The sequence below is a fragment of the Labrenzia sp. 011 genome, from assembly GCF_003075075.1.
In the GTDB taxonomy this organism is placed as follows: domain Bacteria; phylum Pseudomonadota; class Alphaproteobacteria; order Rhizobiales; family Stappiaceae; genus Roseibium.
Map to the genome: position 1 here is coordinate 100,873 of NZ_QCYM01000005.1, position 12,830 is coordinate 113,702.

Annotated in this window: 10 protein-coding genes; 8 read left to right on the forward strand and 2 right to left on the reverse strand. The window is 62.4% G+C overall.

The window, feature by feature from the left end; translation table 11 throughout:
- Window positions 1–49: 49 nt before the first annotated feature.
- Both DCO57_RS07945 and DCO57_RS07950 read right to left on the reverse strand, forming a co-directional pair.
- Window positions 50–1,066: a 2Fe-2S iron-sulfur cluster-binding protein gene (locus DCO57_RS07945; RefSeq protein ID WP_116698346.1), complete on the reverse strand. Its 1,017-nt coding sequence runs from the start codon at window positions 1,064–1,066 to the stop codon at window positions 50–52.
- 36 nt (window positions 1,067–1,102) lie between these two features.
- Window positions 1,103–2,884 carry an ethylbenzene dehydrogenase-related protein gene (locus tag DCO57_RS07950; protein ID WP_116698347.1) on the reverse strand — a complete coding sequence of 594 codons (1,782 nt, stop codon included), beginning with the start codon at window positions 2,882–2,884 and terminating at the stop codon, window positions 1,103–1,105.
- 796 nt (window positions 2,885–3,680) lie between these two features.
- Here DCO57_RS07950 and DCO57_RS07955 point away from each other — a divergent pair.
- The 8 genes from DCO57_RS07955 to DCO57_RS07990 all read left to right on the forward strand — a co-directional run bounded on the left by DCO57_RS07955 (window position 3,681) and on the right by DCO57_RS07990 (window position 12,555).
- The gene (locus tag DCO57_RS07955; protein ID WP_116698348.1) at window positions 3,681–5,048 is read left to right on the forward strand and encodes a V-type ATP synthase subunit B; all 1,368 of its coding nucleotides are present in this window, start codon (window positions 3,681–3,683) and stop codon (window positions 5,046–5,048) included.
- The gene (locus tag DCO57_RS07960; protein ID WP_116698349.1) at window positions 5,048–5,671 is read left to right on the forward strand and encodes a V-type ATP synthase subunit D; all 624 of its coding nucleotides are present in this window, start codon (window positions 5,048–5,050) and stop codon (window positions 5,669–5,671) included. Before DCO57_RS07955 ends, DCO57_RS07960 begins: the two co-directional genes overlap by 1 nt.
- A complete protein-coding gene (locus tag DCO57_RS07965) occupies window positions 5,668–7,461 on the forward strand; it encodes a V-type ATPase 116kDa subunit family protein (RefSeq protein ID WP_116698350.1) in 1,794 nt (597 codons plus the stop codon). The genes DCO57_RS07960 and DCO57_RS07965 overlap by 4 nt, the downstream gene beginning before the upstream one ends.
- Window positions 7,458–7,907, forward strand: coding sequence for an ATP synthase subunit C (locus DCO57_RS07970; RefSeq protein WP_116698351.1), 450 nt, complete (start codon window positions 7,458–7,460; stop codon window positions 7,905–7,907). The genes DCO57_RS07965 and DCO57_RS07970 overlap by 4 nt, the downstream gene beginning before the upstream one ends.
- Window positions 7,908–7,916: 9 nt before the next feature.
- Window positions 7,917–8,618, forward strand: a complete 702-nt coding sequence (locus tag DCO57_RS07975) for a hypothetical protein (protein WP_116698352.1) — start codon at window positions 7,917–7,919, stop codon at window positions 8,616–8,618.
- A 2-nt stretch (window positions 8,619–8,620) separates the two neighbouring features.
- Window positions 8,621–9,364 (forward strand): hypothetical protein, encoded by a 744-nt coding sequence (locus DCO57_RS07980; RefSeq protein ID WP_116698353.1) that lies wholly within the window; start codon window positions 8,621–8,623, stop codon window positions 9,362–9,364.
- Window positions 9,361–11,196 carry a V-type ATP synthase subunit A gene (locus tag DCO57_RS07985; protein WP_116698354.1) on the forward strand — a complete coding sequence of 612 codons (1,836 nt, stop codon included), beginning with the start codon at window positions 9,361–9,363 and terminating at the stop codon, window positions 11,194–11,196. Before DCO57_RS07980 ends, DCO57_RS07985 begins: the two co-directional genes overlap by 4 nt.
- A 369-nt stretch (window positions 11,197–11,565) precedes the next feature.
- Window positions 11,566–12,555, forward strand: a complete 990-nt coding sequence (locus DCO57_RS07990; protein ID WP_116698355.1) for an ABC transporter substrate-binding protein — start codon at window positions 11,566–11,568, stop codon at window positions 12,553–12,555.
- Window positions 12,556–12,830 lie beyond the last annotated feature (275 nt).

The window sequence follows — 12,830 nt, forward strand, 5'->3', positions numbered from 1 at the left end:
CTGCATTGCAAATGCATACGGCCGTTTCCCGAAGTCAGCGCTGCGTGTTCTAACCCGTCGTTGCGGATGTGAACGGCGTGGCTGCCTTGCGCAACAGGGCACTGGCAAGCGCCAGCACGCCCTTGTCTTCCTCGGCCACGTAAAACGGATCGGCGTAGAAGGTGGCTCCGGCATCGCGGGCCAGCTCCCGCATGGCTTCCACATGGGATGGGGCGCCGGCCGAATAGATCACATGGTTCGCCGTCAGATCCCCGACAAGTTCATGCGGCCGGGCCGTCAGGACGGCCTCGTCGTCGCCGTCGCTTGCGGTCAGGGAAATGGCGATGCCGCGGTTGCGCAGCCAGCGCACCGCGTCGCGCATGTAAAGACCGTCCCGTGTCCGCGCCCCGGCGATGATCCGGATTTCCCGGCCCGGCTGACCCATGCTTGCGGCAACCGCAATCGACCAGATCGGCGCAAAGCCGGTGCCGGTCGAGGTCAGGACGATGGGATCCGGCTGCCTGCGCAGGAAGGCGTTGCCGAATGGCCCGTGAAGCTTGACGCTGTGTCCCTTCCGGATGTCCGTGCCCAGTTTGGAGGAGACGATACTGCCCGGATAGACCTTGATATGAAAGACGATGACGTCCTTTTCCGCGTCCAGGTTGAGCGGTGTCGTCGGGCTGTAGTCGCGGGGCGGGTAGCCCGCGAATGTGGCGCGCAGATACTGGCCCGCAAGCCAGGTGACCGGCCGGGCCACGCGGATGCGCACTTCCAGGTAGTCTTTCCTGACTTCGCGGATGGATTCCACCACGCCCCTTGTCGTTTTCACCAGTGGTACCGGATCATAGGAAATCTCCGCATCGCCCGTGAGCAGCGAGATGCAGCCCAGAACGGTGTCCTTTTCCCGCGTTCCCAGGTCATCGATCTCGCCGCTCAGCACCCGCACCCGGCAGGTCTCGCACTGTCCCGAGCAGCAATCGTGGGGGATGACGAGACGTCCGCCGAGGCCCGCGTCGATCAGGGTGTCTCCGACATTGGCCTTGATCTTCTTCCCGTTGATCGTGACGGTGCATGTGCTCTTTGACATGTTGGGCGTGTCCGTGTGAAGCGTGGCAGATCCGGCTCAGTTGAAGGTCAACCGCACCGGACGCGAATGCCGTGTGTGGCGGGTCTGGTTGTGATCGAAGACCGACAACCACATGTAAAGTCCGTCTCTCATGGCCAGATCCTTCTCGTGACCCGTATCCATATCGCGGATCACTTCAAGGGTCCAATAGCCGTCCCGCCATTGCGAAGCGCCCTCCAGATCGGCCCGGTTGCCCGAATACTCGCCCTGGATCAGGACGCCGGGGATGACGGTGCCGACGGGAATTTCCGCATCCTTCTCTTCCGAATAGGGAACGCTTTCGTTCTCCAGCATCCACCATTGTGCCCCCTGGTCCTCGCTGGCGTCCGGCGACAGGTCGATTGTCCCCATGAGGGCCGTGGTTCTGGCGTGGTCCCTGGGAAGACGGTTCACGCCGACGGTGCCGTGATAGTGGGTGTCCGGGTCGCCGATGTAGTTGTAGACATAGAAGGCCTTGCCGTCGTCCGAAGTATACCCGGCGCTGTAGCGCGCCTTTCCGGCCGCCTGCGCTTCGGTCGGCTCGATCGGTGTGCCGAACCACATGTCGTCGACCTTGCCCAGCATCCCGCCCCGGGTGGCTTTCCACTGCCACACGTCGATCAGGCTGCCGTCGGTGGTATAGTGCAGTCCCCGCCCGTGAAAGGGGGCCGGTTTGTCGCCCAGGGGTCTCGGGCCCATATGGGTCGCGCCGCCGCCGCCAAACACGTCGCTGGTCGAAAAGGCCACCGAGAACTTGTCTTCGTAAAAGGCCGTTTCATCCGAGATATCCGCACGGTTGTTCAGCATGCGCCAGCCGTCTTCGGTCTTGATGAGCGGGTGCCGCTTCAGGGAACGGGTGGGATCCTCCCACCGGAAAGCAAAAGCGATCTTGTCTCCGACCTGCACGGCCCGCAGCTCGACGGTGGATTCGCCGGTTCCGCCGAGGTTCGAGCCCTGCTGGGTCCGGACGAATACGGGAGTTGCTGCCTGCCAGGGCGCATCGTCGAGAATACCGTCAAGCGTCGGCAATGTGTCTGCCCTGGCCACGATGAGATCGGGCCTCGTGCCGAAGTCCAGCGTCAGGGCGAGTGCGATGACGATCGCTCCCAGGGCGGCGGAGACCGCGAGGGGGCGCCGCGCCATGCCCGGGAACCGGCGCAAGGCTTGCGGACGGAACAGCCGCAGAAGCTGCTCCACGCCGCCATAGCAGTAATGCAGGATCACATGCGTGCCGATATAGGTCAGCACCACCAGGGCGGCGATGTAATGGACGGTGACCCAGATGTCGCCGTGCCCCAGGTAAAGCAGGACGCCGGTGGCCGACAGGACGATGACGGCGGCGAACAGGATCCAGTAGGCGATGACGTTGAGCGCCGCGATGCGCAGCTTGTTGCTCGCGGGCAGGGTCAGCACGACGATCTTCTTCGAGGAGATCCGTCGCTTCAGACGCGCCAGCGACATATAGGCGGCATAGGCGAAGATGACCGCCAGCACGAAGACGGCGGAGACGAAGTGCCAGGTCCAGATCTCGCCCTGGGGCAGGATCGGCTCGAACAGTTTGGAGAACCAGGCACCTTCCGCGTCGGATGACAGCCGGAGGCCGGTCAGAAGGCTGACAAGGATGGCAATGAAAAGCGTCCAGTGGAGCAGGATGGTGCCGATATCGCTGCGTATCGGCACCTTGACCTTCGGGGGCCTGCCGGCGGCCGCGCGGCTGTCTTGCGTCGACCTGGCTTTTCCTGACGATTGTGGCGGAGCCGTGAGATCGAGAGAATTGTGGGTCACGTGGTCCGTCAACATGTCCTCCTAATCCGGCTGATTCACGTCCCATGTCAAAACAGCGAATCGTGGCGGATATACTACCGGGAAAGTCAATGATTAAGTCGAGAAAATAACATTTTGAGATAAATGTGAAGCATAAATATGCGGCGCAACTACCCTTAAACCTATCCGTGCGCTGGAGCGCATGCGTGAATAGCACGAGAGCGATCTGATGTCGCGATGTAGACTGGAAAATTCATTGGTAAAATTAAGTATTTCTCGGATGGAAATGGATAAAAATCTTGTTGCCGGATGGCAGGGGGCAATAGTCCTGCAGCCTTCGGAGAAATATGTGAATAAAATCTGGCTGAGTTCCGAACAGGTATGCGGACCATGAGTACCGAGTGGGTGGTTTTCGCACCCGGGATTGGAAAATCAATCTGATTTGAGGTGACGATGTTATTCGGGTGCCGTAACCTTCCGCAAGGGTAGTATGTCTGCCTCTCAAGCCATGTCTGCGCCTGCGATGAAGGCGCAACCCGACCGGAGCGGGTGAGCGTGCCTGTAACCCGCAAGGATTACATCGCGATGTTGCTTTCGGTGGTCTTCGACGATTCCGGCATTGATGCAGGTCATTCGCGCGGCAAGACATTGCGGCTAACCTGCTGCCGGCTGAGCGGCAGTGACGGTTTGCCTGATCGGGAGCGCCTGATCGGGTGGAGTGTCGCACGCGTTACAGGTTCACACCCCAGGCTAGCGTTTCGAACAGAGGTGTTTCAGGTGCCCGAACGCCGGTTTTCCATGCACTCAAGAGGTCAATTCCCAGGGGGCAACGATGCTGGTTTCCCATAGTCGAATTATCGACATCGTTGGCGATATCATCCGCATTGCGGTGTCTTCCTCCGCTCCCGGATCGGAAGGGCGGCCCTGCCTGGGCGATCTGGCGCTGGTGGATGCGGGCAACGGCACGACCTCTCTTGCGCAGGTCATCAATATCGACCGCGAAATGGTATCCCTCCAGGTGAATTCCGGCACCAAGGGCTTGGCGAACAACGCCTCTGTCCGGTTTCTGGGCGAGCCGGCCAAGGTTACCTATTCCGGCAACATTCTCGGCAGGGTGTTCGACGGCGCCGGTCATCCCATCGACCGGGGACCGGATCTGTCGAGCGATCCCTCCGTTCCGATCGGCGGTCCCTCCGCCAATCCGATGAAGCGCGTTCTCGCCTCACGCATGATCCGCACGGACGTGCCGATGATCGACATCTTCAACTGCCTGGTGGAAAGCCAGAAGATCCCGATCTTTTCCGTTTCCGGCGAGCCCTACAACCCCTTCCTGGCGCGCATCGGCATTCAGGCGGATGCCGATATCGTTGTTTTCGGGGGGCTTGGGCTGATCTTCGACGACTATGCCTTTTTCCGCAAACAGTTCGAGGATGCTGGTGTCTTTCCGCGCACGGTGATGTTCATCAACCAGGCCTCCGACCCGGTGGTGGAACGCCTGCAGGTGCCGGACATGGCGCTGGCGGTCGCCGAGAAATTCGCGGTCGAGGAAGGCAAGCGGGTTCTGGTTCTGCTGACGGACATGACCGCCTTCGCCGACGCGCTGAAGGAGGTCTCCATCGCCATGGAGCGGGTTCCGGCAAACCGCGGCTATCCGGGCGACCTCTATTCCCAGCTGGCCCGCCGATATGAAAAGGCCTGTGACTTCAAGGGGGCAGGGTCCGTGACGATCCTGACGGTCACGACCATGCCCGGCAATGATGTCACTCATCCCGTGCCCGACAATACCGGCTACATCACAGAAGGTCAGTTCTATCTGCACAGCGGTGTCATCGACCCGTTCGGTTCGCTCTCCCGCCTCAAGCAGCATGTCATCGGCAAGGTGACCCGCGAGGATCACAACCAGATCATGAACACCATGATCCGGTTTTATTCCGGCGCCCGGGATGCGGAACAGAAACAGTCGATGGCCTTCGAGCTTTCGGCGTATGACCGCCAGCTGCTCAAGTTCGGAAACCTGTTCCGGGAACGCTTCATGGACATCGAGGTGTCGAAGCCGCTGGAGGAAGCGCTGGACCTGTGCTGGCAGACGCTGGCCGAATGTTTCGAACCCGATCAGCTGCTGATGAAGCAGGAGCTGATCGACAAGTACCTTCCCGACATCGCGTCGCCGGTGAAAACGGCGGACGGGGAGATGGCCTGATGGCGAGGCTTGCGCTCAACAAGGCGTCCCTGGCCAGGGAAAGCGCGCAGCTGGCGGAATACAACCGCTTTCTGCCGTCCCTTGAACTCAAGCGCCTGCAGATCGTTTCCGAACGCGCCAGGGCCCGGGAAAAGGTGAAGCGGCTGGAGGAGGACTACCGGCAGCGCTTCGACGACCTCGCCGGGGCCCTGCCGATGCTCGCCAACAAGCTTGTGCCGCTCCAGGGGCTCGTCCGGGTCAGGAAGGTGGTCCGGGGCCGGCAGAACCTTTCCGGAACCATCCTGCCGACCCTGGAAGACGTCGAGCTCGAAACCGCATCCTATTCCATGCTGGCCCGCCCGCATTGGGTCGATCCCTACGTGAAGGGGATCGGCGAGTTGCTGCGGCTCAATCTTGAGCTCGAGGTGGCCAGGGAACGGGTGAGCCGCTTGCTGGAGGCGGAAGCCGTGATCTCGCGGCGGGTCAACCTGTTTGAAAAGGTGCTCATTCCGCGCGCAGCGCGCAATATCCGGAAAATCCGCATGGCCCTTGCCGATGCGGAACGCGATGCGGTGGTGCGCGCGAAGATTTCCAAACGCAAGACAGCCGCGCGCGCGGCCGATGCAAGGACGGCCGAGCTATGAGCATCGTGCCCCTCGTCAAGGTCAGTCTGATCGGCATTCTGGACGACAAGGAAAGGGTTCTGGAAGCCGCCCAGAAATTCGGCGCACTGCATCTCATTCCGCTCGCGTCGGCGCAAAAGGAGCTGGAGGTTGTTCCGCCCGGCGGCGGGCGGGAGGCGGTCGAAGCCCTGCGGTGGCTGATGGCCTGCCCTTCTCAGCTGCGCCCGGTCACCGATCCGGAGCATTTCGATCTTGATGGCGTTGTCGAGCAGACCCTGAAGAACCGCAGCGCCATGAAGGACTGTGAGGACCTTGTCGCCAGGCTCGAACGGCGTATCCAGGATGTCGAACCCTGGGGGGAGTTCAGCTTTACCGATCTGGCGGAGATCGGCCACAATCGTCTGTGGTTCTATGTGGTTCCTCTGGAAAAGCTCGGCAGGATCGATCCGTCGGACAAGGTTCTGGAGGTCGTCCATCGCGACCGCTACCGCGCCTACGTCGTGCTTCTGGCGCCGGAAGAGCCGCCGGTCAGCGCCATGCCGGTGCCACGGGTGCATGTGGGCTCCGAAACCCTGTCTGTCCTGAAACGCACGCATGAGGAAGCGGCCATCAGGCTCGAGGAACTTCAGCTCGAGCGGCAGGTCCTGACGAAATGGCGCTATGTGCTGGCGCGGAACTTGGCCGCGGCCCGGGACCACGCCGCCCGCCGGCGCGCGGCGCTGGAAACCGCAGACGCCGACCGTGTGTTCGTGCTTCAGGCCTGGGCACGGCGCGACCGCGTCGCGGAAATCCGGGATCTTGCCGACCGGCTCGGCGTGGCGGCCCTCATCGAGGACGTCACGGAAAAGGACACGCCGCCGACGCTTCTGGAAAACGATCCGTCCGTCGCCGCCGGCGAGAACCTGGTCGAATTCTACCAGACGCCCGGCTACCGCGACTGGGATCCGTCTCCCATCGTCTTTGTCTCGTTCATCGTCTTCTTCGGAATGATCATGACCGACGCCGGATACGGTCTGCTTCTGCTCCTGCTGCTGTTCCTGTTCCGCGGACGTTTCGCCGGCTCCGCCCTCGGCCGGCGAATGTTGAGACTGTCCGTCTGGCTGGCGGTATCCACCACGGTCTTCGGCGTGCTGACGGGCAGCTATTTCGGCGTAGGGCCGCCCGCGGGAAGCGTTCTCGCCCGCCTTGATGTGCTGCCTTTGAAGAATGTCGATGCGATGATGAAAATCACCCTCGCCATCGGCGTTCTCCATGTGGTCCTGGCCAATCTCATGCGGGCCTGGCACGAGACAACCCTGAGCGGCCGGATTCAGCCGCTCGGCTGGTGTCTGGTGGCGCTCGGCGGGCTGGCCACCTTCCTGGGGCAGGACACGCGGCTGGAGACGGCCGGCCCGGCCGTTGTGGTCGCGGGGCTTCTGATCGTGGGGTGCTTCGGCAGCGACCGCAAGGTGAACTCCCTGAAGGCGGGTTTCCTGCGCCTGTTCGACGGGCTCACGTCTCTCGCCCGTTTCGTCAACATGTTTGCCGATGTCCTCAGCTACATGCGCCTTTTCGCGCTGGGTCTGGCGGCGGTCTCCCTCGGGGAGACGATCAATTCCCTGTCGGCACATCTGAACGATGCGGTTCCCGGAGTCGGCCTGCTGATCGCCCTTCTGGTTCTGGCCGTCGGGCACGCGATCAACATTGCACTCGGACTGATTGCCGGCTGCGTGCATGGATTGCGGCTGAACGTCATCGAGTTTTTCAACTGGGGTCTGAAAGACGAAGGCACCCCCTTCCGTCCCTTCAGGAAAGAGGAGACACGTCTGTGAATGAATTCATTGTGGTTCTCGGCTGGTTCGGGCTTTACGCGCCTGTCGCTCTGGGAGCGATCGGCAGCACCCTGGGATGTACGCTTGCCGGCAGCGCCGCGATTGGCGCCATGCTGGACAGCGACGGCGGCTATGGCCGTTTCGTGGGTGTTTCCCTGATGCCGTCCTCGCAGGTGATCTACGGCATCGTCATCATGTTCTCCCTGCAGCGGCCCGCTATCGACGCGGCGAACGGGGCGGCGCTGTTCGGGATCGGGGTTCTTTCCGGTGTCACGATGCTGATGACCGGGCTTCGCCAGGGCGAGGTGCTGGCCTCCTCCATCAACGCGTCCAAGGCCAAACCCGAGATCTTCGGGATCTCGATGGCGCCGGCCGCGGTGCTGGAAGGCTTCTCGGTGTTCGCGCTGGTGTTCGCATTGGTTCTGGCGGGCTCGATCCCGGCATAGGAGGCGGAAATGTCCAAACGCGACGCGGTGGAGAACCTGGAAAATGCTGCCGGTGCCGGCGTTCAGGCGCTGATCGAACGCCTCAAGGCCGAAGGGGTGGCCGCCGGTCAGTCCGAGGGCGAGGAGATTCTTGCCCGGGCGAAGGCAAAGGCGGAGGAAATCGTCTCTGCTGCGCAGGCCAGGGCGGAAAAACTGCTGGCGGAAGCGCGCGCCGAGGCCGCACGGGAGAAGGCGGCCACGGAGGACGGCCTGAAGGTCGCGTCCCGGGATCTGGTTCTCAGTCTGCGCAATGAGCTTGGCGACCGGATCCAGCAGGAGGCGGGTCGGCTGGTGGCAACGACGCTTGCCGATGAAGCCTTCCTGCGCAAGCTTATTCTGGCCATGGCAGCCAAAGCCAGGGAGGAAGCATCCGTCAGCGACACCGAGCCGATGGAAATCCTTCTGCCGGAGAGGATCGTCTCCTTCGACGAGCTGAAACAGTCGCCGGAAGCGGTCGAGCCAGGCACCCTGACCCATTTTGTCATCGCGCTTGCCGGAAACGTTCTGCGCGACGGCGTCACCTTCTCCACCGCGCCGGGTTTCGACGGCATCAAGGTGAAGCTGACGGACCGGGACGTGTCCATCGATCTGACCGACGAAGCGATCGCCGCTCTCCTGAAGCGGCATCTCCAGCCCCGGCTGCGTGCCGTCATGGAAGGGGTGTTGAGATAGGCATGTCCCGGTCGCACCAATACACCATGCTGGTTACCAGCCTGCCGCATCTGGGAAAACTCTTCACCCGGAAAGAGGTGCCGATCTCGGAATTCCGGCTGAAGCAGCGCCTGTCGCTGCTTCAGCCGGATCATCTGCGCCTGCTGCGGGGCATTGTGGATGTGACCGCCTGGGCGGGGGTGGCCCGCTACAACCGTGACAGTGAGGTCATCGGCCGGGCCAGGGAAGTGATTGCGGACCTGAAGGACTACCCCGACCTTCAGCATCTGGTCGGCGCGCGTATGGAGACACGGACCCTGATCGCGGCCCTCCGCCGCCGCCGGGACGGGCAGGAAACCGCCGGGGACATAGAAAACTGGGGATTTGGCCGCTGGTGCGCCCGGATCACCGGCAACTGGAGCGATCCGGGCTTCGGTCTCGGCAATTTCATACCCTGGGTGGGCGAAGCGCAGGGGCTGATGCAGGCGGGTGATCATATCGCCATGGAGCGTCTCAGTCTGACCCAGGTTTTCCTCCAGCTCGATCATTACAGCACGCGGCATGAATTCGATTTCGAGGCGGTGGTGATTTATGTGCTGCGCTGGATCATCATCGAACGCTGGTCCCGTTACGGCGAAGAGGCGGCGCGTGCGCGCCTGCAGCTCCTGGTCAGCGCCGCTCTCGACGAAACCGCCCCGCCAGAGCCTCCTCCTCGCCAGCCCCTTTTCGCGGACAGCTCCTCAGCCACTCAGGGATCCATGTCATGACCAGCCACGCGCAGCTTCCCGAACCGACCGCCCAGATCGTCGCCGTGCAGGACGACCTCGTGACACTTGCGCCGCTCGACGACGCGCCGCTGATCAAGAACGAAGTGGTGTATATCATTCCCCATGGCCCGGAACGGGACGGGAAACCGCGCGAATACCTGAAGGCGGAAGTCTTGCGTGTGCGCGGCAGCACCGCGGAAGCCCAGGTCTTTGAAAGCACGTCCGGCGTGCGTGTCGGTGACCGGGTGATCCAGAGCGGCGAGATGCTTTCCGTGGCCCTCGGCCCGGGGCTGCTCAGCACGGTGTTCGACGGATTGCAGAACCCGCTGGCGGACATCGCCGCCGAACACGGGTTTTTCCTGCCGCGCGGCGTTCTCACCAATGCCCTCGACCAGAACCGCAAATGGGGGTTCGAGCCGAAGGTCGAGTCCGGCGACACGGTCAGGGCGGGCGACACGCTGGGGACGGTTCCCGAGGGCCGCTTCGAGCACAGGGTCATGGTGCCCTTTGCCTTTACCGGAAGCTGGACGGTGGAACGGGTGCGCGAAGGCGCCTTCACGGTCAACGAGGTTGTCGCCACCTTGCGCGGCGAGCGTGGCGAGACCCGCGACCTGACCATGGTGCAGCACTGGCCCGTGCGTCGCGCCATCCCCGAGACCCTGGTCAGGGCAGGACAATGCGAACGGCTCTATCCGAGCGAACCGCTGATCACCACCTTGCGTCTGATCGATACCTTCTTTCCGATCGCGCGCGGCGGCATGGGCTGTATTCCGGGGCCGTTCGGCGCAGGCAAGACAGTGCTCCAGTCGCTGATCTCGCGGTTTTCGGCGGTCAATATCGTCATTGTCGTGGCCTGCGGCGAGCGCGCCGGCGAGGTGGTCGAGACCATCACCGAATTCCCGCAGCAGCCGGACCCCTCGGGCCACGGCACGCTGATGGACCGCACGGTGATCATCTGCAACACGTCGTCCATGCCCGTCGCCGCGCGCGAGGCGTCGATCTATACCGGCATCACGCTCGGCGAATACTATCGCCAGATGGGCTATGACGTTCTGCTGATCGCCGACAGCACCTCGCGCTGGGCGCAGGCGATGCGCGAGACCTCCGGGCGCCTGGAGGAAATCCCGGGCGAGGAGGCCTTTCCCGCCTATCTCGATTCCGCCATCAAGGGTGTCTACGAGCGCGCCGGGGTCCTGAGGACGGCAAGCGGGGAAACCGGCAGCCTCACCATGATCGGCACCGTGTCGCCGGCGGGCGGCAACTTCGAGGAGCCGGTCACCCAGTCGACGCTCGGCACGGTCAAGACCTTCCTGGGGCTGTCCTCCGAGCGTGCCTACAAGCGCTTCTATCCCGCCGTGGATCCCTTGCTGTCCTGGTCGCGCTACCATTCCCAGCTCGCCGACTGGTATCAGGAGAATATCGGCCCCGACTGGGTGCCCAGGGTCGAGCAGATGATCGACCTGCTGGCGAAGGGAGACGAGATTACCCGCATGATGCAGGTGACCGGGGAGGAAGGCGTTTCGACGGAGGACTTTGTCCTGCAGCAGAAGGCGCTGTTTCTCGACATGGTCTATCTGCAGCAGGATGCCTTCGACGATGTGGATGTCTCCGCGCCGCTGGCGCGCCAGCGGGAAACCTTCGACCTGGTCTATGAAATCGCCACGACCGACTTCTCCTTCGACGGCAAGGATGCGGCCCGGCGGTTCTTCACCGAGCAGACGTCCCTGTTCAGGAACCTCAATTATGCGGCGGACGGCAGCAACGACCGCAGGGATCTGCTGAAAAAAATCAGGGACAACGTGAAGGCGGCACCACGGCATGTGCCCGCGTGAGGCGATCCCTCGGTCTTGCCGGGAGCCTGTTGCATTCAGGCGGGGCATGGCTGCGGGAAGGCGCCCGGGACAGGGGTTTCATCGTAAATGTGTCCGGGTGATTTCCTGCATTCAATTTGACGCAAAATGCTCTAAATTGAGCTGATTAAAAAATAACCTTGACCAGCATGGTGGCAGCTTCCTAGATTTTCTTGACCAATTGGTCAGGGAAGGGACGGCGAGGCAAAACGCCCGGCGCTTCTTCGCTGTCGGATTGCCGAAGTCGGCATGGCGGGTGGGAACCGCCGCAAGACCGGACCGGCAAGGGGTTTATAAGTTCCAGAGAAGGCGGGCCGCCTGGCCACGCCTGTAAACAGTAGGGGAATAACAATGAAGGTATTGAAAAACCTGGCGCTTGCGTCCGTTTTTGGAGCGGGTCTGCTCTCCGGCGCGGCGCAGGCCGCCGACGAGCTGACACTTCAGCTCAAGTGGGTCACGCAGGGTCAGTTCGCCGGCTACTACGTCGCCGAGGACAAGGGCTTCTACGACGAGGAAGACCTCGATGTGACCATCAAGCCGGGCGGCCCGGACATTGCGCCTCCGCAGGTGATCGCCGGCGGCGGCGCCGATGTCATCGTCGACTGGATGCCATCTGCCCTGGCCTCGCGCGAAAAGGGCGTGCCGCTCGTCAATATCGCCCAGCCGTTCAAGAAGTCCGGCATGATGCTCACCTGCCTCAAGGACTCCGGCATCACGTCTCCGGAAGACTTCAAGGGCCGGACCCTCGGAGTCTGGTTCTTCGGCAACGAATATCCGTTCCTGTCCTGGATGGGACACCTCGGCATCCCCACCGATGGCAGTGATGATGGCGTGACCGTGCTGAAGCAGGGCTTCAACGTCGATCCGCTGCTTCAGAAGCAGGCCGACTGCATCTCCACCATGACCTATAACGAATACTGGCAGGTGATCGATGCGGGCATCCCGGAAGAAGATCTGATCGTCTTCAAATACGAGGACCAGGGTGTCGCGACGCTGGAAGACGGTCTCTATGTGCTGGAGTCCAGCCTGGAAGATCCGGCGATGGTCGACAAGCTCGCCCGTTTCGTGAAGGCCTCGATGAAGGGCTGGGCCTATGCGGCCGAACATCCCAAGGAAGCTGCGGAAATCGTTCTTGAAAACGATGCGACCGGAGCCCAGACCGAAAAACACCAGATCCGTATGGTGACCGAGATCAACAAGCTGGTTGACGGTTCGGACGGCACGCTCGACATGAGCGCTTATGAGCGCACGGTGAAATCCCTTCTGGCCGGCGGTTCCGACCCGGTCATCACCAAGGAGCCGGAAGGCGCCACGACCACGGTGGTCACCGACAAGATGTAAGTCACGCTGCAGCAAGACCCTTGTAATGCAGAGAGGCCGTCCTTCGGGGCGGCCTCCGTTTTTGACAACACCCTTTACCGGTGGCTCCGGCACAAGGAGCAATGGCAGGACGTCGCCGGCTTGTCGCGGGGCAAGGGAAAACCCGGCCAACCGGTCCGGTCGGGTCCTGCGTGCAGGCTGGCGGCATCCTCCTTCAAGCGACCGTTCGTTCGTCCGGTCCGCCTGGACTATCCGTCCGTCGTCGCAGGCGTGCATTCCAGTCCCGCCAACCGGCG

Bases quoted from the DNA above. Each gene is read 5' to 3' on its own strand.
- DCO57_RS07945 (WP_116698346.1), bottom strand. From the start codon at position 1,066: ATGTCAAAGAGCACATGCACCGTCACGATCAACGGGAAGAAGATCAAG.
- DCO57_RS07950 (WP_116698347.1), bottom strand. From the start codon at position 2,884: ATGTTGACGGACCACGTGACCCACAATTCTCTCGATCTCACGGCTCCG.
- DCO57_RS07955 (WP_116698348.1), top strand. From the start codon at position 3,681: ATGCTGGTTTCCCATAGTCGAATTATCGACATCGTTGGCGATATCATC.
- DCO57_RS07960 (WP_116698349.1), top strand. From the start codon at position 5,048: ATGGCGAGGCTTGCGCTCAACAAGGCGTCCCTGGCCAGGGAAAGCGCG.
- DCO57_RS07965 (WP_116698350.1), top strand. From the start codon at position 5,668: ATGAGCATCGTGCCCCTCGTCAAGGTCAGTCTGATCGGCATTCTGGAC.
- DCO57_RS07975 (WP_116698352.1), top strand. From the start codon at position 7,917: ATGTCCAAACGCGACGCGGTGGAGAACCTGGAAAATGCTGCCGGTGCC.
- DCO57_RS07980 (WP_116698353.1), top strand. From the start codon at position 8,621: ATGTCCCGGTCGCACCAATACACCATGCTGGTTACCAGCCTGCCGCAT.
- DCO57_RS07985 (WP_116698354.1), top strand. From the start codon at position 9,361: ATGACCAGCCACGCGCAGCTTCCCGAACCGACCGCCCAGATCGTCGCC.
- DCO57_RS07990 (WP_116698355.1), top strand. From the start codon at position 11,566: ATGAAGGTATTGAAAAACCTGGCGCTTGCGTCCGTTTTTGGAGCGGGT.